General features: G+C 71.1%; 15 protein-coding genes and 1 pseudogene. 6 read left to right on the top strand and 10 right to left on the bottom strand.

The window, feature by feature from the left end; all coding sequences use genetic code 11:
- Window positions 1-11: 11 nt before the first annotated feature.
- The gene (locus tag FVO59_RS11180) at window positions 12-1,103 is read right to left on the bottom strand and encodes a YlbL family protein (protein WP_259363179.1); all 1,092 of its coding nucleotides are present in this window, start codon (window positions 1,101-1,103) and stop codon (window positions 12-14) included.
- Window positions 1,104-1,221: 118 nt separating this feature from the next.
- Here FVO59_RS11180 and FVO59_RS11175 point away from each other — a divergent pair, with 118 nt between their 5' ends.
- Window positions 1,222-2,655 carry a zinc-dependent metalloprotease gene (locus tag FVO59_RS11175; protein WP_182252706.1) on the top strand — a complete coding sequence of 478 codons (1,434 nt, stop codon included), beginning with the start codon at window positions 1,222-1,224 and terminating at the stop codon, window positions 2,653-2,655.
- 838 nt (window positions 2,656-3,493) lie between these two features.
- Here FVO59_RS11175 and FVO59_RS11170 read toward each other — a convergent pair.
- Together FVO59_RS11170 and nudC are read right to left on the bottom strand one after the other, a co-directional pair.
- Window positions 3,494-5,224 (bottom strand): ATP-dependent helicase, encoded by a 1,731-nt coding sequence (locus tag FVO59_RS11170; RefSeq protein ID WP_430736351.1) that lies wholly within the window; start codon window positions 5,222-5,224, stop codon window positions 3,494-3,496.
- Window positions 5,215-6,165 (bottom strand): NAD(+) diphosphatase, encoded by a 951-nt coding sequence (gene nudC, locus FVO59_RS11165; protein ID WP_182252704.1) that lies wholly within the window; start codon window positions 6,163-6,165, stop codon window positions 5,215-5,217. The genes FVO59_RS11170 and nudC overlap by 10 nt, the downstream gene beginning before the upstream one ends.
- A 102-nt stretch (window positions 6,166-6,267) precedes the next feature.
- Here nudC and FVO59_RS11160 point away from each other — a divergent pair, with 102 nt between their 5' ends.
- Complete coding sequence (locus FVO59_RS11160; protein WP_182252703.1) at window positions 6,268-7,677, top strand: phosphotransferase; 1,410 nt, start codon at window positions 6,268-6,270, stop codon at window positions 7,675-7,677.
- Here FVO59_RS11160 and FVO59_RS11155 read toward each other — a convergent pair.
- Window positions 7,623-11,126, bottom strand: a complete 3,504-nt coding sequence (locus tag FVO59_RS11155; protein ID WP_182256736.1) for an ATP-dependent helicase — start codon at window positions 11,124-11,126, stop codon at window positions 7,623-7,625. The genes FVO59_RS11160 and FVO59_RS11155 overlap by 55 nt on opposite strands.
- A 2-nt stretch (window positions 11,127-11,128) precedes the next feature.
- The gene (locus FVO59_RS11150) at window positions 11,129-14,392 is read right to left on the bottom strand and encodes an ATP-dependent helicase (protein WP_259363177.1); all 3,264 of its coding nucleotides are present in this window, start codon (window positions 14,390-14,392) and stop codon (window positions 11,129-11,131) included.
- An 82-nt stretch (window positions 14,393-14,474) separates the two neighbouring features.
- On the opposite strand from FVO59_RS11150, the gene FVO59_RS11145 reads away from it, so the two are divergent.
- Window positions 14,475-14,699: a DUF3107 domain-containing protein gene (locus FVO59_RS11145; protein ID WP_182252702.1), complete on the top strand. Its 225-nt coding sequence runs from the start codon at window positions 14,475-14,477 to the stop codon at window positions 14,697-14,699.
- A 1-nt stretch (window position 14,700) separates the two neighbouring features.
- The gene (locus tag FVO59_RS11140; protein ID WP_182252701.1) at window positions 14,701-14,988 is read left to right on the top strand and encodes a hypothetical protein; all 288 of its coding nucleotides are present in this window, start codon (window positions 14,701-14,703) and stop codon (window positions 14,986-14,988) included.
- 69 nt (window positions 14,989-15,057) lie between these two features.
- On the opposite strand, the gene FVO59_RS11135 is transcribed toward FVO59_RS11140, so the two are convergent.
- A complete protein-coding gene (locus FVO59_RS11135; protein WP_182252700.1) occupies window positions 15,058-15,768 on the bottom strand; it encodes a ferritin-like fold-containing protein in 711 nt (236 codons plus the stop codon).
- 164 nt (window positions 15,769-15,932) lie between these two features.
- Between FVO59_RS11135 and FVO59_RS11130 the strand changes: the two genes are divergently transcribed.
- On the top strand, window positions 15,933-17,453 hold the full coding sequence (locus FVO59_RS11130; RefSeq protein WP_182252699.1) for a DEAD/DEAH box helicase: 1,521 nt from the start codon (window positions 15,933-15,935) through the stop codon (window positions 17,451-17,453).
- An 11-nt stretch (window positions 17,454-17,464) separates the two neighbouring features.
- Here the strand turns inward: FVO59_RS11130 and FVO59_RS11125 are convergent.
- Together FVO59_RS11125 and FVO59_RS11120 are read right to left on the bottom strand one after the other, a co-directional pair.
- Window positions 17,465-18,396 (bottom strand): annotated as a pseudogene (locus FVO59_RS11125) (DUF817 domain-containing protein).
- Window positions 18,397-18,461: 65 nt separating this feature from the next.
- Window positions 18,462-19,337, bottom strand: a complete 876-nt coding sequence (locus FVO59_RS11120) for a PHP domain-containing protein (protein ID WP_182252698.1) — start codon at window positions 19,335-19,337, stop codon at window positions 18,462-18,464.
- 54 nt (window positions 19,338-19,391) lie between these two features.
- Between FVO59_RS11120 and FVO59_RS11115 the strand changes: the two genes are divergently transcribed.
- Window positions 19,392-20,423: an endonuclease/exonuclease/phosphatase family protein gene (locus FVO59_RS11115; protein WP_182252697.1), complete on the top strand. Its 1,032-nt coding sequence runs from the start codon at window positions 19,392-19,394 to the stop codon at window positions 20,421-20,423.
- A 25-nt stretch (window positions 20,424-20,448) separates the two neighbouring features.
- Here FVO59_RS11115 and FVO59_RS11110 read toward each other — a convergent pair whose 3' ends face one another.
- Together FVO59_RS11110 and FVO59_RS11105 are read right to left on the bottom strand one after the other, a co-directional pair.
- Entirely contained in the window at window positions 20,449-21,600 is a 1,152-nt protein-coding gene (locus tag FVO59_RS11110; protein WP_182252696.1) for a cystathionine gamma-synthase, read from the bottom strand.
- Window positions 21,597-22,595, bottom strand: a complete 999-nt coding sequence (locus tag FVO59_RS11105) for a pyridoxal-phosphate dependent enzyme (protein ID WP_182252695.1) — start codon at window positions 22,593-22,595, stop codon at window positions 21,597-21,599. Before FVO59_RS11105 ends, FVO59_RS11110 begins: the two co-directional genes overlap by 4 nt.
- Between the last annotated feature and the right edge of the window lie 151 nt (window positions 22,596-22,746).

The following is a 22,746-nucleotide window of genomic DNA, read 5'->3' as shown; positions in this document are numbered from 1 at the left end:
GCGTACGCGGATCAGCCCTCAGCGGTGCATACGGGCAGGTCCGAGGTGTCTGCGCCCGCCGCCACCACCTCGAGGATCTCGAGCGACTCCTCCAGCGTGCCCGTGCGGAAGACCTTCAGCCCGTCAGGCACGTGGCCGACGACCTCGTCGCAGTTGCTCTCCGGGGCGAGGAAGACCGTGGCGCCTGCGTCGCGGGCGCCGTACAGCTTCTGCCGGATGCCGCCGATCGGCCCCACGGTGCCCGCGGCGTCGATGGTGCCGGTGCCGGCGATCTCCTCGCCGCCGTTGAGCTCTCCCGGGGTCAGCGTGTCGATGATGCCGAGGGCGAACATCATCCCGGCGCTGGGTCCGCCGACGTTGTCGAGCTGCAGGCGCACGTCGACGGGGAAGTCGTAGTCGGTCGTCAGGACGATCCCGATCAGCCAGACCTCGTCTCCCGCGGCGTCGATCGACTTCTCGGGCGTGACCGAGACGGTCTTCTCCTGGCCGCCGCGCTCGATGGTGAGAGTGACCTCTGCGCCCTCGGCCTTCTGGATCGCATCGCGCAGCCGGGTGGCGGAGTCGACCGTCGTGCCGTCGATCGCGAGCACCATGTCGTCGGCCTCGAGCTCTCCCTGCGCCGGGCTGTCGGCGACCGTCTCGACCACGCGCACCCTCGCGCCGACGTCGTAGCCGAGCTCGGTGAGCGCGGCTGCCGTGGCCTCGTGCTGGGAGTCGACCATCAGCGCGGCGTTGCGCTCGTCGCGCTCATCGGAGGTGACTCCCTGCGGGAAGACGGTGTCGATCGGCACGACGGCCCGCGTCGGGTCGGTCCACGCCATGGCGAGCTCGAACCAGGTGGGCGTGCGCTCGCGATTGCCGATCACCTGCACCGTGGTGAGATCGAGAGTGCCGGCTGTGGGATAGGTCTCCGCTCCGTCGACCTCGATGAGGGGAACATCCTCGCCGTCTGCGCTGCGCGCCGTGCCGAGGGTGTCGTAGACGGGCCCCGGCCGCTGGATGACGTACGGCGTCGGCACGAAGGTGAGCGCGACCAGCGCGACCAGCGAGATGCTCAAGGCCACGATGCCGATGACCGTGCCGTTGCTGCGGCGTGATGACACGGAACCTCCGGGCGTTCGCGAGCGGCGTACAGGGATCCGCGCGCATCGGGTACGAGCACAGGATCGTGTGACTAGCGTAGAGCGCACACGCTACGGGCATGCTGAGAGGGCTATTCGCATGACAGATGACGATCGGGATCCGTCCGACTTCGAGGAGATGCTCCGGCGCATGATGTCTGGTGGGCAGGTCGACCCCGAAGCGCTGCGCGACGCACTCTCGGGCATGGGCGGGATGCCGATCGACCCCGCCCAGATGTCGGGATTCATGTCTCAGCTGCAGGGGATGTTCGGTGGCGACCCGTGGCAGAGCGCAAGACAGCAGGCCCTGCACATCGCCAATCGCGACGGCCTCGGCATCGCCGACGGCTCGCGCGCATCGCTCGCCGACGCCTTCGGGCTGGCCGACCTGTGGCTGGGTGAGGCCACCACGATCTCCGAGCTCGCCGGCGCGCCGCAGGCGATGACCCGCGGCGAATGGGTCGAGAAGACCCTGCCGGTCTGGAAGGAGATCGCCGACCCGGTCTCGACCTCGATCGCGGACGCCCTCACCGACGCGCTCGAGACGCAGGTCCCGCCTGAGATGCAGAGCATGGTGCAGGGCGCCGGTCAGCTGATGCGGGGACTCGGCGGCTCGCTGTTCGCCGCCCAGTTCGGGCAGGTGCTGGGCCGGCTCTCGCTCGAGGTGGTCTCCGGCGGAGACGTCGGCATCCCCGTGCTCCCCGCCGGCACCGCCGCGGTCATCCCGCAGAACATCGCCGACTTCGGAGAGGGCCTCGAGATCCCCGAAGACCAGATCACGCTGTACCTCGCGGTGCGCGAGCTCGCCTACGCCCGGCTGTACCGCCACGCGAAGTGGCTGCACCTGCACGTACTGTCGCAGATCACCGACTTCGCCCGCGGCGTGACCGTCGACATCGAGGCGCTCGAAGGACTGGCATCCCGCCTCGACCCCACCGACCCCGAGGAGCTGCGTGCGGCGATCGAGGGCGGCGCCCTGCTCCCGGCTCAGACCGAGACCCAGCGCGAGGCGCTGGCCAGGCTCGAGAACCTCATCGCGACGATCGACGGATGGGTCGACGTGGTCACCGAGGAGGCCACGTCGCGCCTGCCGGACGGCGGACGGCTGGCCGAGGCGGCGCGACGCCGACGTGCCGTCGGCGGCCCCGCGGAGGACGCCCTCGGCGCGCTGGTCGGCCTCAAGCTGCGCCCGCGTCGCCTGCGCGAGGCATCGGCGATGTGGCGTGCGGTGACGGATGCCGTGGGGATCGCGGCGCGCGACGCGCTGTGGGACTACCCCGACCTCATGCCGCTGGCCTCGGACATCGACGACCCGTCCGCGCTCATCGCGCGGCTGGAGGCGCTGCAGCGGGGTGAGGCTCCGGAGGCCGACGAGTTCGACGAGGCGCTGGCCCGCCTCCTGGACGGAGAGGTGTTCGGCCAGGGCGATGCTCCCGCTCACGGCGACCGCGACGACACCGCGCCCGACGAAGGCGACCGTCCGGAGGGCGACCGTCCGGAGGGCGACCGCCCGGAAGGCGACCGCCCCGTCTGAGCGCCGGTCCCGTCCTGGAACCGGAGCCGGCAGCGGAGCACGGACTGGTTCTGCACAGCGGCCGATTATCGCGGATCCGTCCACAGATCGCCGCTGACGGCACTGAGCAGAGACCCTGCGAGACACAATCGGGTCATGAGCCCGATGACGCCGACGACCGTGACGCGTCTCGATCCGCGCTATCCCCTGCTGTGGCGTGACGAGAGCACGGTGCAGTTCGGGCTCGAGGGGGTGGTGCGCCTCGAGATCGTCGGCCCGTGGGTCGAGCGGCTGCTGAGTCGGCTGAGCTCGGGCATCCGCCTCAGCGCCTTCGACGTCGTCGCGCACGGCGTCGGCGCGCCGCGCCAGGAGGCTCGGCGGCTGCTGACGGCACTGCGTCCGCTGCTTGTCGACGACGCGCTGCCCGCTCCCCCGTTCTGGGTCGACGGCATCAACCTCGTCGACGGTCGCGGCCAGGAGCGGCTGCGCCAGTCCCTCCTCGATGAAGGGCTGGAGGAGGCGGATCCGCGCTCCCCCGGGGCAGTCGCCGTGGTGATGGTCGGCGGGGCCGTCGCCGCTCTGCAGCTCGCGCCGTTCCTGCGTGACGACGTGCCGCACCTGCCGATCGGCTTCGAACATGATGCGACGGTCGCGGGTCCGCTGGTCGTGCCAGGCCGCACCCCGTGCCTGTCATGCCGGGACGCGCATGAACGAGATCGTGACGCGGCCTGGCCGCGCCTGCACGCGCAGCTCGTCGGCATCGAGGCCACCGTCACCTCGGCCCGCATCGCGCGCGCGGCGTCGCTCGCCGCGCGCATCCTGCGCACACCGACGCCCGCGGCCGGACTGATGGTGCGGGTCAGCCCTGACGGGCGGCACGCCTGGCGCTCGGTGCGACATCACGCAGAATGCCGGTGCCTCGAGCTGTCGTCCCGATCTCCGCGAGGAAGCGCGACGCAGACCGCTCCCCTCGTCCGGCTGAGCGCGCCCACGACACCGCAAGCGTTCGCGCGGCGCGCGTGATGCCGACATAGGCAAGGCGGCGCTCCTCGTCGATGTTCTCGAACGACGTCGCGTACGAGATGGGCAGTGATCCCTCCGCCCATCCGGCGAGCAGCACGTGCGGCCATTCGAGGCCTTTCGCAGCGTGCAGCGTCGAGAGCGTGACCGTCTGCAGCGTCGGCTCGTGCTGGTCCTTGGCCCGCGCCATCAGCTCGTCGGCGAACACACGCAGCGTCGTCCCGGTGGGCGCCTCCTCGGCGAGGCGCAGGATGGCTCGTCGCGCCTCCCACCCGTCGCGCTGCGCGCCTCCCGCCTGCGGCGGCTCGTCGGTGAGGCCGAGACCGCGCAGCACGTCGCGCACCGTGGGAAGGAACCCGGCATCCGTCGGGGCGACCGCCGCGCCACGCAGCGCGAGAACGGCCTGGCGCACCTCGGGCATGTCGAAGAAGCGCGTGCCGCCGAGCACGCTCGTCGCGATCCCCCGCGCGGCGAGCGCCTGCTGCAGCACCGCGGACTGCGCATGCGCACGATAGAGCACAGCGATGTCGGAGGGTGCGGCGCCCGAGGCGATTCGGCGGACGATCGCGTCCGCGATGCCTGCGGCCTCGTCGGTCTCGCTGTCGTACGCGGTGACCGTCGGGGGCTCGTCGTCGCCGACCGGTGCCTCAGCGGGAGCCAGCGCGAGAGCGCCGGGACGTCCGCGCATGAGCGCGTTCGCCGCTGTCAGGATCGGCGCTTTGGAGCGATAGTTCGTCTCGAGCCGCACGACGGTCGCGTCGCTGAATCGCCGCTCGAACTCGAGCAGGTATCGCTGCTGCGCACCGGCGAACGAGTAGATCGTCTGGCTGGCGTCGCCGACCACGCAGATGTCGCGACGGTCTCCGAGCCACAGCTCGAGGAGGCGGTTCTGCAGCGGCGAGACGTCCTGGAACTCGTCGACCGTGAAATGGCGGTACTGCTCGTGCACGGCCGCGGCGACCCTGCTCTCGGCCTCGAGCATGCCGGCGCAGGCCAGCAGCACGTCCTCGAAGTCGAGCTGACGACGCTCGTCCTTCAGCGCCTCGTATGCGCTCTGCAGCTCGATCAGCTGCTCGGGGCGGATGCCGCTGATCGGCCGCTCCAGCTCCGCGTACTGCTCGATCGAGAGCATCGAGACCTTGCGCCATTCGATCTCGGCGGCGATGTCGCGCAAGGTGGCCGTGCTCGGCCGCAGGCGCATCGCATCGGCCGCCTGCCCGAGCATCCGCACCTTGTTGTCGATGAGCGACGGTGCCGAGTCGCCCGCGACGGTCGGCCAGAAGAAGTTGAGCTGCTTGAGAGCCGCGGCATGGAAGGTGCGCGCCGCGACGCCCCCGACGCCCAGGGCGCGCAGTCGCCCGCGCAGCTCGCCTGCGGCCTTGGCGGTGAAGGTGACCGCCATCACGCGCTGGGGCGAATACGCCCCGGTGTCGACGCCGTGCGCGATGCGGTGCGTGATGACGCGCGTCTTGCCCGTGCCGGCACCGGCAAGCACGGCGACGGGGCCGCGCAGCACCGAGGCGGCCTCCCGCTGACGCTCGTCGAGGGCATCCAGGGCGCTCACTTCGATCCTTCGCCCTGCTGCGCCCGCTCAGTGCCGCGCTCACTCCGCTCGATCAGCCGGCGGCGTTCCGGCCGGCCCTCGCCGTACCAGTCCTCGATGAGTCGCCGTGCGATCGACGAGCGACTCGGGAGTCCTACGGGGCCGTCGCCTGCGAGCGCCTGCCCGATCTCATCGCGCGTGAGCCAGCGCACGTCGATGATCTCCTCGCCGTCCGCCTCGACGTCCTCGTCGACGGCGACGGCGCGGAAGCCGACCATCAGCGATCGCGGATACGGCCATGGCTGCGATGAGACGTAGCGGAGCTCGCTCAGACGCACCCCCGCCTCTTCGGCCAGCTCGCGGTGCACGGTCGCCTCCATCGACTCCCCCGCCTCCACGAACCCCGCGAAGCACGAGTACATCGTGCCGCGCCAGGCCGCGTTCGCGCCGAGCAGCAGTCGCTCTCCATCCGGGCTCTCCACGGCCACGATGACGGCGGGGTCGGTACGAGGGAAATGCTCGGAGTTGCAGGTGCCGCAGTGCCGCGACCACCCCGCGCTGCGCAGTTCGAGCCGGCTGCCGCAGCGGCTGCAGTGACGCACGTCGACGAGCCAGGCGGCGACCGCGACCGCGGTCACGAAGATCTCGGCCTCGAACGGCTCGAGCAGCCCGCCGACCTCGCGCAGCCCCAGCCAGGTCTCCTCCGGCGCGGCGTCGACGCTCCCGGTCTCCGGCGCGACGGATGCCAGCAGCAGCGCCGCGCCATCGGCATCCCGCCCCAGCAGAGCCCAGTCGGCGTCGCCGACCTCTCCGGCGTCGACCCGAACGACCGCACGGTCGGCGACCCGCAGCCGGCGATCGCGGACGACGACGACCCTCGTGCCGGCGGCGGCGCGCAGCCGCTCGACGACGCCGGGCTCGGTGCGCAGCTCAGCGGCCCGGTCGAGGATGTCGGACCCGGTGCTCATGCGTCCTCCTGCTCTCGTGCCGGCTCCCGGCGCGCGACGTATGCCGCGGCACGGGCGTGGCGTGGACGCCAACTGCGCGGGGGCAGACCTACGCTGGGGAGCATGGCACGCTCTCCTTTCACTCTAGTGGCGGCGGTCACGGCCGCTGTGCCCGGGGCGGAGGTCACGGGCGCCCGCGCTCTGACCTCGGACGGTGACGGGAGGTTCGACTCGGCCGTCGCGACTCTCGCCGACGGCAGCGAGCTGGTCATCCGGGTCGCCGCCGATGACGCGGCGGCGATCGAGCTGGCGGAGGAGGCGCTCGCGCTGCGCGCGCTCACCCCCGGTGCCAGGGAGATGCTGACCTTCCGCGCCCCCACCGCGTTGGGTGAGACGCGTGTCGGAGAGGCCAGGGCACTCGTGACCGACCTCATGCCCGGGTTCCAGATCGAGGCCGGGCACATCCCCGCCGGGCGAGGCGCCGCCCCGTCGATCGGCGAGGCCATCGCCGCCGTGCACTCCTTGCCGCCGTCGGTGGTGCGCTCGGCCGGTCTGAGCGTCCGTGACGCGGCCTCGGTGCGCGCCGAGACCGGGCAGCTCGTCGATCGCGCATCGGCGACCGGTCGCGTGCCGGCACGGCTCAGCGCCCGGTGGCGCGATGCTGTGGCCGACGACGACCTGTGGCGCTTCGAGAGCGCGGTGACGCTCGGCGGCATTCAGGCGCTCTCGTTCCTGTTCGAGGACGACCCGCAGGACGGCCCGCAGGTGGTCGCCGTGCTGGGGTGGCGCGGCCTCACCGTCGGCGACCCTGCTGAAGACCTCGGCTGGCTCTCGAGCGCCCCCGATGCGGCGTCCGACGTTCTCGCCGCGTACGTCGCCGCATCGCAGCGTGCCGCCGACGATGCCCTGCAGGTTCGGGCGCGGCTGCACGCCGAACTCGAATTCGCTCGCTGGCTCGTGCACGGCGACGACCTGCGGCGACCTGACATCGTCGACGATGCGGCAGCGCTCCTCGAGTCTCTCAGCGCCGGTCTGCGCAGCGACGACCTGCGAGTGATGACGGCCTACACCGGAGGGGTGGACTCCGCGCTCGATGTGCTGGACCGCGTGCCCGACACGGCCGCGACCGAGATCGACACGTCCATGCAGACAGATGCGTACCGCCCGGAGGATCTCTGGCAGGGCGACGCGGACGACGCCGACGAGGATCAGGTCTCTGACGACCGGTCCTCCGCGGGCGAGGCATCGCCGGATGAGGCGACCTCCGCAGACGACGGCGCAGATCACGCCGATGACGCGGCAGATCCGGCGCACGGATCGTGGGACGAGCCGACGCAGGACCTCACGGAGATCAGCGGCGTGCGCGGCTCTGGGCACGACAGCGCATCTCAGACCGAAGCCGATGCCCCATCCGGGAGCCGCCCGGAGCGCGGAGCGGACGACTCGGCGCCGAGCGACCTGGACTCCGCCGATGAGGCTCAGCGCGCTGCGCGCGCCGCCCTCCAGCGCTGGACGAGCTCAGACTCCGAGTAGACGCGGTCGCCGCGGATGACGAGATCGTCGGCGACGTAGAACAGCGCCACATCGATGTCCTCGAGCGGCACGCCGAACCGACGGTGGTAGGCGAGCCGGTAGAGGGCCAGCTGCAGCATCCGCTCGTCGCGCTCGGCCGCCGTTCGCGGGGCGCGGCCGGTCTTCCAGTCGACGATCTCGATGCGCCCGCCGCGGTCTTCCCGTCGATAGACCGCGTCGAGCTTGCAGATGACGATGTGCCCGTCGTCAGCACTCGCCCCGCCGCCGCGCACTTCGTCGCCGCGCGCCTCGTAGCCGAAGGCGAAGTCGATCTCGATCTCGACCGCGATCGGCTGCAGCTGCGCCCACTCGCTGCGCTCGAACACCGCACGCAGCTCCGCGAGAGCGCGCTCGTCGTCGCTGTCCGCGTGCGAGGCGTCCGCCGCCTCGGACATCTCTTCGTCGAGCTCCCAGAGCCCGCTCTCGACTGTCGATGCCGCTCCGACGAGCCCTGAGCGATGTTCGACCCAGGCGTGGAACAGCGTGCCGATGCGGGTCTGGGTATAGGGACGCTCGGGCATCGGACGTCCAAGATCGCGCAGGGTCCCGCGGTAGTCGGTGACCCAGTCCTTGAACCGCGATGCCGGTACGCGCGTCGGGGCATCGCCGATGACGCCCTGCTGCCGTTCGGCGCGCTCGACGAGCAGCCGCTGCAGCTGCGCCGTCGGCTCGGGAGGATCTGGCAGTGCGAGGGCGGCGCGAGCCTCGTGCTCGGCGACGGTGACGCGAGCGCGGCGGTCGCCCAGGGCATCCATCGGCCACGATCGGGTCATGCCGGCGCCTTCGTACGGGTTCTCGTCGGGATCCACGTCGGCGATCGGGTCGAGGCCGAGCACCTCGATCGCGTCGCGAAGGTACGGGCTCGCCTGACGCGGCTTGACCTGCCCGGCCCAGTGCGCGCCCGAGAGCAGCAGGTCCCGACGGGCGCGGGTGAACGCCACATAGGCGAGACGGCGCTCCTCCTGCTGCTGGTAGTCGCGGTACTCGTTCTTGAAGCGACGCAGCGCACCGCCATGCGGGAACGCCTTCGTCACCCCGGCGGCGAGGGCGTCGAGTGCGGCCTTGTGCCGCTTCGCGGGCACGTCGCCGGCGGCATCCATCTCGGCCTTCGGATCCCAGCGGAACACCGGCAGGGCACCGCGGTCGCCGCGCAGTGCGAACGGCACCACGCCGAAGCCGAACCAGCCCGAGGTGTCCTGAGGACGTCCTGGCAGCTCGCCGTCTACGAGGCGCACGACGGCCACAGCGTCCCACTCGAGTCCCTTGGAGCCGTGGATCGTGAGCAGCTGAACGACGCCGGGCTCGGGCGGCTCGGGCCTGGGCATGAGCTCGTCCGTGCTCTCGGCCTTGTCGAGCCACGCGAGCAGACTGCCGATCGTGCCGCGGTCGTCGGCGCTGAGGAACGCGCGCACCTCGTCGGCGAAGGCGCGCAGCTGAGTGGAGGCGATCCGTGCAGGTCCTCGGGACTCGTTGGCGGCCAGCTCGATGTCGAGGCGCAGCTCGAGCTCGATCAGGCGGATCAGCTCGGGGATGGGCAGGCCGGCCGAGCGTCGCAGCCGTTCGAGGATCTCCCCCGCTGCTCGCAGTCGACGGCGCCCCTCGGGGCTGATCGCCGAGAGCAGACGGTAGCCGTCGGGAGCCGTCCGCAGGAAGTCGACGGCATCGACGATCGACACGGCCTCATCGGCGCCGCGAGATGAACGCAGGCGCTGCTGCACCTCATCGGCGAGGGGGGCGAGATCGGCGTCGCGTCCGGCGAGCGCTGCGGCGAGATCGTACAGCGCCGCCATGTCGGCGACGCCGATGGCGAACCGGGGGCCCACGAGCAGACGGATGAGGGCGGATCCGGCCGTCGGGTCGTGGATGACCCGCAGCATCGAGACGACGTCGACCACCTCCGGGGTCGAGAGCAGACCGCCCAGCCCGAGGATGCGGTGCGGGATGCCGTTCCGCGCGAGCGCGGCGGCGAACGTCTGCATGTGCCGCTTGGAGCGGAACAGGATGGCGCCGGTGTGCGCACGATCCGAACCCGCTTCGTCATGCTCGCGTCTGCGCACCGCGAACCACTCGGCGACCTGCTGGGCCTCGTCATCGACCGTGTGCGCGAAGACCACCTCCACGCGACCCTGTCCTGCTCCGGGCCTGGGGTCCAGCGCCGGCATGTCGAGCCCTGGCCGCGCGAGCGGCTCGAGCACGCGGTTGGCGACGTCGAGGATGCGCGTGTCGTTGCGCCAGCTCGTCATCAGGCTGTACGTGGTGGCGGGCGCGTCGTGCGCGAACGCACGGCTGAATGCGTACAGGTTGTCGGCGCTCGCGCCACGCCAGCCGTAGATCGACTGATGCGGGTCGCCGACGGCCATCACCGCGCTGTCTCGGAACAGGGCGGCGAGGAACCGGGTCTGGATGACCGAGGTGTCCTGGTACTCGTCGAGCAGCACGACGCGATGCTGCTCACGCAGATCGCCCCGCACGTCGGGGGCGTTCTCGACGATGTCGAAGGCACCGCCGACCTGATCGGCGAAGTCGAGCACGCCACGTCGCTGCTTCTCGGCCATGTAGTCGCGCACGAGACGGGTGAGCACGGGAATGCTGCGCAGGTTGATCGCTGCCGTGTCGACATCGCGGTTGGTGCGGTACGGCTCGAAGGCGTCGGCCTGCTCCGCGGCGATGCGCTCGACCGCGTCGAGGTCGACACGGTGATCGAGCACCTCGGCCGCGAGCTTCTGCACTGCGTCGATGACGCCGCCGAGCGAGCGGTCGATCTCCTCGAGCTCGGGGATGTCGGCCCGCAGCACGACGGCGCGCGCGATGAGCCACGACGCGGACTGGCTGAGCATGGCGGCCTCGGGGTCGCGTCCGATGCGCGCGGCGTGCTCGCGCACAATGCTGTCGGCGAAGGCGTTGTACGTCGACACCTTCGGCCGGATCAGCAGATCCTCAGCCGAGCGCGGCGTGCGCGGATCCCAGCCGGTGCCGAAGCGCTCGGCGAGCTCGTCGAGCACCTGCACGCGAACGGCATCGCGCTGGCCTCCCTGCGCGGCGACGTGGATGCGTCGCAGCGCATCGTCGGCGACGAGCTCGGCGAGGTGCGGCAGCAGGCCGCGGCGGGAGAACTGGTCGATCATCTCGAGCCGGATGCCGATGCGCTCGGCCAGCTCACCCGCGGCCTTGCGCGTGAACGTCAGGCCGAGCACCTCGTCTGGGCGCACCCGCCCGTTCGCCACGAGCCACACCACGCGCGCGGACATCGTCTCGGTCTTGCCGCTGCCGGCCCCGGCGACGACCAGCGCGGGAGTAGGCGGAGCCTCGATGACGCGCTGCTGCGCCTGGGTCGGGACCGGGAGCCCAAGCGCGAGCGCGATGGTCTCGGCGGAGATCGTCGCGGCCGAGACCGCGGTGGAGTCGAGCATCGTCACGAGCTCACCGCCGGGACGGTGTGGATGTGACACGGAGTGACCCGCACCTGGGTGTCGGCGCAGTGCGCTTCGACCTGCGCGGTGAAGCTGCTGGCAGCCATCCCCCGGCCGGCGACGGTCACGCGCCGCAGGAACGCCGCGCGCGCCTCGTCGCCGAGCGTGTGCTGGTGGGCGACGCGGTAGGGGGCCCTGCCGACAGTCTTGGAGACGATGACCAGGCGCGCACCGGCGAGACCCGTCGAAGGTGCGCCCTCGAGAAGACCCTCCTGCACGGCGATCTGGTACGCGGCGAGCTGGGCGTGCTCGCGCACGTTCGTCTCGGTGTCGGGCTCGTACTTGCCGGTCTTCAGATCGACCACCACGACCCGTTCGCCGTCATCACCGCTCATGCGCTCCCATCTCTGCCCTCGGGCGTCCGCGTGCTCGCCGGCGCCCGCTGGATACACCTCGATCCGGTCGATGACCCCGCTGATCAGCGCACGCGGCCGGATGCCGTCGGTGTCGGTGCTCTCGTCTTCGGCTCGCCTGACCTCCCCGTGCTCGAGGTCGACCTCGAAGCGGAACGCGGCCTCGGCCCCCACCACGCGGCCGCCGTCGCGCGACACCTCGCCGAGATAGGCGCGCAGTCGTTCCAGATACAGATCGGCGCGGCGTCGCTCCTTGCGCCCGATCCACGCCGTCTCGAAGTCGAGCTCGGGCCAGTGCTCGTCGATGATCGCCCGCATCGCGTCCGGGTCGCCATCGGGGACCCTCTCCATCACCTCGTGCACGATGGTGCCGATGCCGGCGGACGGAGGCATCACGGTGTCGCCGCCGAGCGACGACACGACCCAGTTCAGACCGCACTCCTCGAAAGCCTCGAGCCGCGAAGGCGAGACGCGCACCGGCGCGAGCTGCAGATCTCTGAGCGGCGCCGTGGTCGTGGTCTCGGTCACGCCGTACCAGTCGTCGACGTGCGCACCCGGCACGCCCTCGTCGGCGAGGATCCGCAGCTGCCCCGCAGCGAACGCACGATCCGACGGGTCGGCCGAGGTCGTCAGAGTGCGGCGGTGGCGAGCCACCAGCCCCCGCAGGGTCAGCGGATGGGCGAAGCGCAGTTCGTCCTCCTCGGCCGGCGGCGGAGCAGGCAGGAACGAGAAGAACGGGCTCGGCGTCAGATCGTCGTCATCGACGGCCGAGACGACCAGCCTGCTGCTGGCGCGCGAGATCGCCCGCACGAACAGCCGCAGCTCGTCGTGAAGCGCCGCCCTGCGCCGGTCGAGCAGACCGGGAACGGTCTCCGGCTCGCCTGACCGCGCCGCGGAGATCGCCTCGGCCAGGCGCCACGTCTCCAGCATCCCGCCACGAAGGCGAACGTTCGGCCAGATGCCGTCCTGCACCCCCGCGACGACCACCGCGTCGAACTCGGTGCCGAGCGCGGTGGCCGGTGTCAGCAGCGTCACCAGCCCTGGTCGATCGGGCGTCGAGAGGGTGTCCTCCGGCACCTCGCTGTCGAGGATGTCGCGGATGAAGAGAGCCGGCCTCTCCTGAGGCGAGCGCTCGACGAACCGCTTCGCGGCGTCGAACAGCGCGACCAGACTGTCGAGCGACCGCGAGATCTCGGCTCCGCCTGGCTGGTCGGCGGCCGCGCGCCAACCGGCCTGCAGCGACCCGCCGCCGATCGAGCGCGCCCGATCCCACACCGTCCAGAGCAGTTCGTGCACGGTGCGGCCGGCCGCACCCTCGTCGTGGAGCATGCGGAGCGTCTCGGCGAACCGCTGGGCGACGCGGGCCTCGGGCGCGTCGACCCGATCGAACAGGTGCGGGAACTGCATCGCCTCGCGCAGCAGCTCGCGGGCCGGCGTCGATCCTCCCTGCTCGAGCTCGACGTGGCGCAGCCGGGCACGGAGTCGGCGGAGTCCGACAGCGTCGAGACCGCCGAACGGCGAGGTGAGCGCCTCGGCGAGCAGGTCCGACGGGCGCTCGTCGGCCGGCATGAGCCCGAGCCGCACGATCTCGACGATCTCGCGCACGATGCCCTCGCTGCCGAGCGGCCGGGGCACTCCCGCCGCCCTGGTGGGCACCTCGCGCGCCGCGAGCTCGGCCTCGAGCATGACGATCTGGCGCGTGTCGTGTGCGATGACCGCCAGACGGCTCCACGGGATCCCATCGCTGAGGTGCCAGTCACGCAGCACCCCTGCGATGCGATCGACCTCTTCGTGGGGCGATGGTGCGATCATCGTGCGCACGCCCTCGCCGTCGGTCTCCTCGGGAGCGCGACGGTGGTCGACGCGCCCCGCGACGCCGATGGCCTGGGTGACGGTGCGGGTCAGCGCCGTCAGCGCCGGGCTCTGGCGGTGTGCGCCATCGAGCACGTGCACGTCGGCCAGCACCTGGGCGAGCTCGGCGAACAGTTGCGCGCTGGCCCCGCGGAACGCGCCGGATGAGATGTCCGGGTCGCCGAACGCGAGCACCGCGACGCCCCGCGACCGCAGCGCGCGCACCAGGCGCACGCCGCCTCGCGTGAGCTCCTGCGCATCGTCGATCAGCACGACGCGCAGCCGGGCGAGCGGGCCGAGTGCGGCCGGCTCCGCGGTGTGCAGGATCGACGTCGCCTCGGCGAGCAGCTCAGGCACATCCCGGTGTGCGGTGCGCATGCCGCCCATCACCTCGCGGTACTCGCCGAGGAAGTCGTCGGCGGCCCGCCAGACCTCCCGTCCGGACGCGGCGAGCTCGCCGGGCCGGATGCCGAGCTCGGTGCATTCCGCGAGGAATGCACGCAGCTCGGAGCGGAATCCCTTCGACGCACGCACCGCAGGGCTCAGCGAGTCCGGCCAGCGACGCACTCCGTCTTCCGCATCGCCCGCCAGGAGGTCGGCGAGGATGCGGTCCTGATCGGCGCCGGTCAGCAGAGCCGGCGGCTCGTGCCCCTCGTGCACCATCACACCGCGCACGAGCTGGAAGGCGAACGATCCGAGCGAGCGAGCCAGCGGCCCTGGGGTCGCCTGGTCGATGAGCACGCCGATGCGATCGCGCAGCGCCGTGGCGGCCTGGCGGCTGGGGGTGAGCACGAGCACCTCGTCGGCGGAGACCCCGGTGGCGAGCAGATGCACCACGCGCTCGATCAGGGTGGTCGTCTTGCCCGTGCCCGGTGCGCCGATGATGACGCCGGATGCCGTGGCATCGGCGTGCACGACGGCGAGCTGGGCGGCATCCGGTGACATGCCCTCCACGCTATAACCGGCGACCGACACGCGCGCGCGGGGCTCGTGTGCGCCCACGGCGAAATCCGCGCCGCGCCCCGGACCCGGCCGATCGCCACCGGGTAGAGTTGCCGATGTTCGCCCAACCTGAGGAGATCGCGTGGAAATCCGCATCGGCATCATCAACACCGGTCGTGAGCTGAGCTTCGACACGTCCAGCAGCGCCGACGAGGTGCGCGCCCAGGTGACCTCGGCTCTCGAGCAGAACGCCAGCCACATCAGCCTCACCGACGCCAAGGGCAGCTCGTACATCGTGCCGACCGCCAACCTCGCCTACATCGAGCTGGGCACCGAGGAGTCGCGCCGCGTCGGCTTCGTGGCCTGACATGTACATCCTGCTCGCCCTCATCGCGGCGTGCTCGCTCGGTGTGGCCCTGCACTTCGGCATGCCCCGGCGCGAGCTGCGCGGCGTCGCGGTGACCCCTGCCGTCGCGACCGCCACGACGGCCGCCGTCTACACGATCATGCAGTGGATGGGTGCCGGCGAGGGCGACGTGTGGCTCTGGGTGGTGAGCATCGGCGCGGGTCTGGGCCTGGCGGCGGCATCCACCGCTGCACTCACGGCGCAGCGCACCCGCCGGGACGCAGCCGAGAAGCAGTCGCTCGGAATCTGAGGCCCTTCGCGTCCTGGGCGTTCCGAGGGCCATCCCGCGTCGGCATCGACGCGCGGCGCGGTCCGGATGCTACGACGCGAGCCCCATGGCATCCATCCGCCGCGCATGGGCGCCCATCAGCTCGGTGTACACCGGCTCGATCCGCTGGTCGTCTGCGACCAGGCGATCCGGGCGCAGCGCGTCACGGCAGACCAGAAGGGTGTCGCCGACGAGGCGACGCCCCCACATCGACAGCAGCGAGCGCCACTCGTCGTCGCTCTCGATCGTCTGCTGGATGATCGAGACGATCTCGCCTCCGCGGTCGTCCTGGCGGAGGATCGCGGCCACCCGCTCCCCCGTCTCGCCGTAGCTGCCCGCCAGTGCGAGGTAGAAGTCGTCGAGCATGCCGGCCGTCAGGTACACCGCCAGCAGCGTCTCCTCCTGCCGCTCGCCGATGGTCTTGCGCCGGAACTCGTCGAGGTTCTCGCGGAACGGCAGCATCACCTGGGTCGGGTCGTCGCCGCGCTCGGCGATTACCTGCACGATGGCGCGGTGCTTGTCGAGGGCGGCGCCCGCGGCGCGGGACAGCGCCTCCTTGCGGGCGAGCTCCTGCGTGCCCCTGATGCCGCGGCTGAGCGTCTCGAAGTAGCTGAGCTGCAGGTAGGCGGCCTGACCCAGGAAGCGGTTCAGCTCTGGCGCGAGCTCTGCGAAGTCGACGCGGGTGGTGTCCCCCGCCTCACCGCGACTGCGCAGTTTCAGGGTGCGCCGCTGCGGCTTGCGCTTCCAGAACCAGTTGACCACCCGCCCAGACTACTGGGCCGGAGGCTGTCCTCCGGTAGGCTTGTCCCGTCCTGCCATCGGAGCAGGGCCCCGCGCCTGTGGCATTCACTGAGACGGCGTGGATCCAAGACGAGGCGCCCCGCGTGGCACACGCCGCGCTCGCGCCGGACAGGCAAGAGAACACTGTGACTTCATTCGCTGATCTGGGAATCGATCAGGACATCATCGACGCGCTGGCCGCGAAGGGCATCGTCGATGCCTTCCCCATCCAGGAGCAGACCATTCCCCTCGGCCTTCCCGGCCAGGACATCATCGGCCAGGCCAAGACCGGCACCGGCAAGACCTTCGGCTTCGGCATCCCCGTGGTGCAGCGCCTGGGTCAGGACCCCGAGCCCGGGGTCAAGGCGCTCATCGTGGTGCCGACGCGCGAGCTCGCCGTGCAGGTGTACGAAGACATCGACCTGCTCACCTCGAACCGCTCGACGAGCGTCGTGGCGATCTACGGCGGCAAGGCCTACGAGGGTCAGATCGACCAGCTCAAGGCCGGCGCGCAGATCGTGGTCGGCACACCGGGTCGCCTCATCGACCTCGCCAACCAGCGTCTGCTCGACCTGTCGAACGCGACCGAGGTCGTGCTCGACGAAGCCGACAAGATGCTCGATCTGGGCTTCCTCGCCGACATCGAGAAGATCTTCTCGAAGGTTCCCGCCGTGCGTCACACGCAGCTGTTCTCGGCGACCATGCCGGGCCCGATCGTCGCACTGGCCCGCCGGTTCATGTCGAACCCGATCCACATCCGCGCCAACGACCCCGACGAGGGACTGACGCAGGCGAACATCAAGCACATCGTCTACCGCGCGCACTCGCTCGACAAGGACGAGATCATCGCGCGCATCCTGCAGGCCGAGGGGCGAGGCAAGACCGTCATCTTCACGCGCACCAAGCGCGCGGCGCAGAAGCTCGTCGACGAGCTGGGTGACCGCGGCTTCAACGTGGGCGGCGTGCACGGCGACATGGGCCAGGAGCAGCGCGAGCGCTCGATGGCCGCGTTCAAGGCCGGCAAGAGGGATGTCCTGGTCGCCACCGACGTCGCCGCCCGCGGGATCGACGTCGACGACGTCACGCACGTGATCAACCACACCATCCCCGACGAGGAGAAGACCTACCTGCACCGCGCCGGGCGCACCGGCCGCGCGGGCAAGACCGGCATCGCGGTCACCTTCGTCGACTGGGAGGACCTGCACAAGTGGGCGCTCATCAACCGCGCCCTCGAGTTCGGGCAGCCCGAACCCGTCGAGACCTACTCGTCGAGCCCGCACCTGTTCACGGATCTGGACATTCCCGAGGGCACCAAGGGACGCCTGGTGACGGCGCCGAAGGCTGAGAAGCCGGCGTCGGAGCGACGTCAGCGCCAGCCGCAGAAGGCGGCTGAGGCCGCCGCCGAGGGCGCAGATGAGGGCACCACGCGTCGCCGTCGCCGCCGTCGCCGCGGGTCTGGTGGCGACAAGGTCGGCTCGACCTTCGCCGAGGGCGCCGAGCAGCAGGAATCCGGACACGCCGACGCGGCCCCCGCGGCGGATCGCGACGCCGACGGGGCGGGCACGCACGACGGCGACGCGACCAGCGAGCACCGCGACGGCAAGCCCGCGCCGCAGCGCCGCCGCCGTCGCCGCCGCAGCGGCGGGGCGGCCCCCAGCGGCGCCTGACCCGCGTCAGCTCATCGAGGCCTCTCCTGCTCGGCGGGAGGGGCCTCGACCGCGTCACGGCGGGATGCGCCGGCGCCGGATGCCCGTGACGTGCGCTCCTCGGGTGCCTGCGGCGGATAGACCCAGGTGACCAGCACGACGGAGATGATCATCAGCAGGAACCACGAGCCGAGCTTGCTGATCGAGACGAGTTCCCATCCGTCGACCTGGCTCGGGTAGGCCCATGCCCCGCCCACGTGCCGATGTTCTCGGCCAGCCAGATGAAGAACGCCACCCCGGCGAACACCGCGAGCAGCGGCAGCCGGATCACCATCCTGCGGATGCGGGCGTGCATGACCGTGCGCCACCAGAGCAGGACGACGAGAGCGAGCAGCACCCACCGCGCATCCCACCAGAAATGGTGCGCGAAGAAGTTGACGTAGATCGCCGCGGCGACGATCGCGGTCATCCAGCGGCGCGGATATCTCTCGAAGCGCAGATCGAACAGCCGGTGCACGCGAACCATGTACGAGCCGACGGCGGCGTACATGAAGCCGCTGAACAGCGGGACGCCGCCGATCCTCAGCATGCCCTCCGCGGCGTACGCCCACGAGCCAACATCGGTCTTGAACAGCTCCATGACCGTGCCGGTGAGGTGGAAGAGCAGGATCACCCGCAGTTCGCGCAGGGTCTCGAGGCGCAGCGCGAGCATGAGCACCTGGATCAGCACGGCGGCGAGCGTCAGCAGGTCGTTGCGGGCGAGAGGCGCGTCATCGGGGTGGAAGAGCCGCGCCGCCACGATGACCAGCAGGAGCGCCGCGCCGAACGCGCACGCCCAGGCCTGCTTCAGCAGGAACACAACGAACTCGATGACACCGGCGCGCACGCCTCCCGCGGCCGCGTCGCGCAGCATCCGGTCGGCCGCGTCATCGATCCGCTGCTCGAGCGGTGTCCCCCATCGCATGACCGGACGTTATCGGCCGCGTCCGAACGAGTGCAGGGAGAAGCCCGACAGAACGCCGGGCGGCATCAGGGCTCGCGCGGAGCCGTGCCGGTTGCGCGCTCGATGATCCGCGCGACCATCTCGTCAGCCGTCGTGTTCTCCCCCGGCCTATTCGGCTTGCCGCTGCCGTGATAGTCGCTGGAACCCGTGACGATGAGGTCGTGGCGGGCGGCGATGTCACGCAGCAGTCGCCTGCCGTCAGCCGTGTTCTCGCGGTGGTCGACCTCGAACCCCGCGAGTCCTTCGGCGATCAGCCGCTCGATGTACGACAGCGGCATCATCCGATCGCGGCCGGCCGTCACCGGGTGCGCGATGACGGCCACTCCCCCGGCTCGGGTGATCAGGCGCACCGCGGTCAGCGGGTCGGGCGCGTAGTGCGGCTCGTAGTACCCCTCGCGCGGATGCAGGATGCCGTCGAACGCCTCCGTGCGGTCGCGGACGATCCCCCTCGCGATGAGGGCGTCGGCGATGTGGGGGCGCCCGACGGTGGCATCCGGCGTCGTCTGCGCGAGCACGTCGTCCCAGCCCAGGTCGTAGTCGCGGCCGATGTTGCGCACGATCCGCTCCGCGCGACCGACCCGGTCGCTGCGGATGCGGTCGGTCTCGGCGATGAGATCGGGGTCATCCGGGTCGAAGAGGTAGCCGAGCACATGCACGCTGCGCCACTCGTGCTTGGCCGAGAACTCCATACCAGGCAGGAACGTCATGCCGAGCGCCGCGGCGGCGTCGCCCGCCTCGCGCCAGCCGGTCGTGCGGTCGTGATCGGTGAGAGCGGCCGTGCGGATGCCATGGGCATGGGCCTGACGCATCACCTCGGCGGGCGGCTCGGTGCCGTCGGAGTGGTTCGAGTGAAGGTGCAGGTCGCTCGGGCCCTGGAAGCGGGCGGAGTGGCCTGTGGTCATCCTCTGAGCGTACCGCCAGCGGCGTCACAGCCGTCTCCCCTAGGCTTTCCGGCGATGCTACGACTCGTCGGAATCCTCTTCACCGTGCTGTTCGCCATCGCGACGGCCGTGCTGGTCTGGCCGCAGTTCTTCCGGCTCGAGCTGGTGTTCCCCCTCGCGCAGATCGTCGCGTCGCGAGCCGCGCTCGCAGTCGCCTTCCTCGCCATCGCGCTGCTCTCGGCCGTCCTGCTGTTCGCCAGGCCGCTGCGCGGGGTCGCGGCCTCCGTCCTGATCATCTCGCTGATCGGGGCAGGCTCGATCGCGCTGATCGGGGCGATGCGAGGGTACGGCGCCGCCGCTCTTCCCGAGAAGACCGACGGCGCGGTGCGCGTGCTCACCTGGAACACCGCGGGTGCCGCGGTGTCGGCCGAGGCGATCGCCGACGTCATCGACGAGCAGCAGGCGGATGTGGTCGCGCTGCCCGAGACCTCGGAGCAGGTCGGCGAGCAGATCGCGATCATGATGCGCGACGCCGGCCGGCCCATGTGGGTGCATCACGTGAACATCCGCCCTGACGTGCCCGATGGGCCGCAGGCGTGGCAGACCACCATCCTCATCTCGGTCGACCTGGGCGAGTACTCGGTGATCGACTCGTCGCGTGACGGGTCGAGCAACACCGGATCCGTGCCGAGCGCCGTCGCCATGCCCATCGACGGCTCCGGACCCACCATCGTCGCCGTGCACGCCGTGGCCCCCAGGGAGGACGCCATGTCGCAGTGGAGGTCGGACCTGGAGTGGGTAGCCGATCAGTGCCCCGAGGGCGAGTTCATCCTCGCCGGCGACTTCAACGCGACTCTCGACCACATGGCGTCGTTCGGCAGCGGCGGCGGCGACATGGGGCGCTGCGTCGACGCCGCCGCGAGCACCGGCAACGGGATGGTCGGCACGTGGCCGGCCGACCTCCCGCGCCTGGTCGGCGCACCGATCGACCACATCATGTCGAGCCCGGAGTGGAAGGCGACCGGGTCCGTCGTGCTCGAGGAGTCCGGCGGCAGCGACCACAGGGCGGTCGTCGCGCAGCTCGAACGGGCGGGCGACGGCGGCTGAACGGGGCACGCCGCCGCGGACGAGCTCAGGCGCCCAGTGCCTGCTCGAGGTCGGCGAGCAGGTCCGCCGAGTCCTCGATGCCGACCGACAGGCGGACGACCTCCTCGGGGACGGCGGCATCGGTGCCGCGCACGGAGGCGTGCGTCATGGCATCCGGATAGTTGACCAGGGATTCCACCCCGCCCAGCGACTCCGCGAGCTGGAACAGCCGAGTCGCCTCGGCGAAGCGCCTCGCCGCCTCCCCCGACTCCAGAGTGAGGGAGACGATGCCGCCGAACGCCGACATCTGACGCGCGGCGATCCCGTGCCCCGGGTGAGTGGCGAGACCCGGATAGTGCACCTGCGCGACGCGTTCGTGCCCCGACAGGTATTCCGCGATCGCGGTCGCGTTCTCGCTGTGTCGCTGCATGCGCACGTCCAGCGTCTTGATGCCTCTGGTAGTCAGCCACGCGTCCATGGGGCCCGAGACCGCACCGACCGCGTACTGCAGGAATCCGATCCGCTCGGCGAGGCCGTCGTCATTCAGCACAACGGCGCCTCCCACCACATCGGAGTGGCCACCGAGGTACTTCGTGGTCGAGTGCACGACCACGTCAGCGCCCAGCTGCAGGGGGCGCTGCAGCGCCGGGGTCGCGAACGTGTTGTCGACCACGACGATCGCGCCCGATTCGCGCCCGATCGCCGCGAGACCTGCGATGTCGGTGATGCGCAGCAGCGGGTTCGACGGGGTCTCGACCCACAGCACCCGGGGCGCGTGCTCCGCGACGGCGGTGCGTACGGCATCCGCATCGCTCATGTCGACGACGCGCAGCCGCACGCCCCACGGGCCGAGCACGCGCGCGAGAAGACGATGCGTGCCTCCGTACACGTCGCTGCCGAGCAGCACCTCATCTCCCGGCGAGAGCAGCGCGCGCAGCAGGGTGTCTTCGGCGGCGAGGCCCGATGCGAACGAGAAGGCGTGCGCACCGCCCTCGATCGCGGCCAGCTGCGTCTGCAGGGCGGTGCGGGTGGGGTTGCCGCTTCGCCCGTACTCGTAGCCCTGACGAAGGCCGCCGATGCCGTCCTGCGCGTAGGTGGTCGAGAAGTGCACGGGCGGGATCACCGCACCGGTGGTGGGGTCGAACTCCTGGCCGGCGTGCACGGCGAGGCTGGCGAAGGCGCGGGCGAAGTGGGTCATCGGATGCTCCTGACGGTGGGGTCCGCGGGGGTGCTCGGGGTGACGAGGTCGGCGAAGCCGTGCTCGGCGAGCCATGTGTCGTCGTAGAGCTTCGAGAGATAGCCGCGGCCATGATCGGGCAGCAGCACCACCACGACTGCATCCTGCGGCAGGTCGCGGGCCGTCCGCAGCGCGGCGACCGCGGCCATGCCCGACGACCCGCCGACCAGCAGGCCCTCCTCGCGGGCGAGTCTGCGCGTCATCGCGAAGCTCTCGGCATCGGGAACCCTCTCGTACCGGTCGACGACCGCCGGATCGAAGGTGTCGGGGATGAAGTCCTCGCCGACGCCCTCGACGGCGTACCCGTGCACAGGGCCGCCGGAGTAGATCGACCCCTCGGGGTCGGCGCCGACGATCACGACATCGCCCTGCTCCTTGAGAAAACGCCCGGTTCCGCTGATCGTTCCGCCGGTGCCGATGCCTGCGACGAAGTGAGTCACGCGGCCGTCGGTGTCGTTCCAGATCTCGGGCCCGGTCGTCTCGTAGTGCCCGAGCGGGCCATTCTGGTTGGCGAACTGGTTCGGCTTGAACGCACCGGGGATCTCGCGGGCGAGCCGGTCGGAGACGCTGTAGTAGGAGTCGGGATGCTCGGGCGGCACGTTCGTGGGAGTCATCACGACCTCGGCGCCGTAGGCCTTCAGCACATCGACCTTCTCGCCTGCGAACTTGTCGGGCACGACGAAGATCATCCTGTAGCCGCGCTCCAGGGCGACCAGCGCCAGGCCGACGCCGGTGTTGCCGCTCGTCGGCTCGACGATCGTGCCGCCGGGTTGCAGCCGGCCCTCGCGCTCCGCGGCGTCGATGATGCGGCGGGCGATGCGATCCTTGGCGGATCCGCCGGGGTTGAGGTACTCCACCTTCGCCAGCACCGTGGCGGCGATGCCGTCGGTGACGCGGTTCAGGCGGACGAGGGGTGTGCCGCCGACGAGGTCGGCGATGTGCGTCGCGTAGCGCATGAGAGGGTCCTGTGAATGAGACCGCCCGCAGCCGGAGAACTGTGCGGAGGCGGTGTGCCGTCGGGGTCGTCGAAGATGAGAGCGAAGCGCTCAGCGACAACAGCGACAGGAGAAGGACACGCGCTCACGATAGCCGAGAAGCGCGGGGACC

The sequence above is a fragment of the Microbacterium esteraromaticum genome (assembly GCF_014084045.1).
In the GTDB taxonomy this organism is placed as follows: domain Bacteria; phylum Actinomycetota; class Actinomycetes; order Actinomycetales; family Microbacteriaceae; genus Microbacterium; species Microbacterium esteraromaticum_D.
The sequence above is the reverse complement of the archived record's forward strand: the minus strand, read 5'-3'. Positions and strand labels throughout refer to the sequence as shown.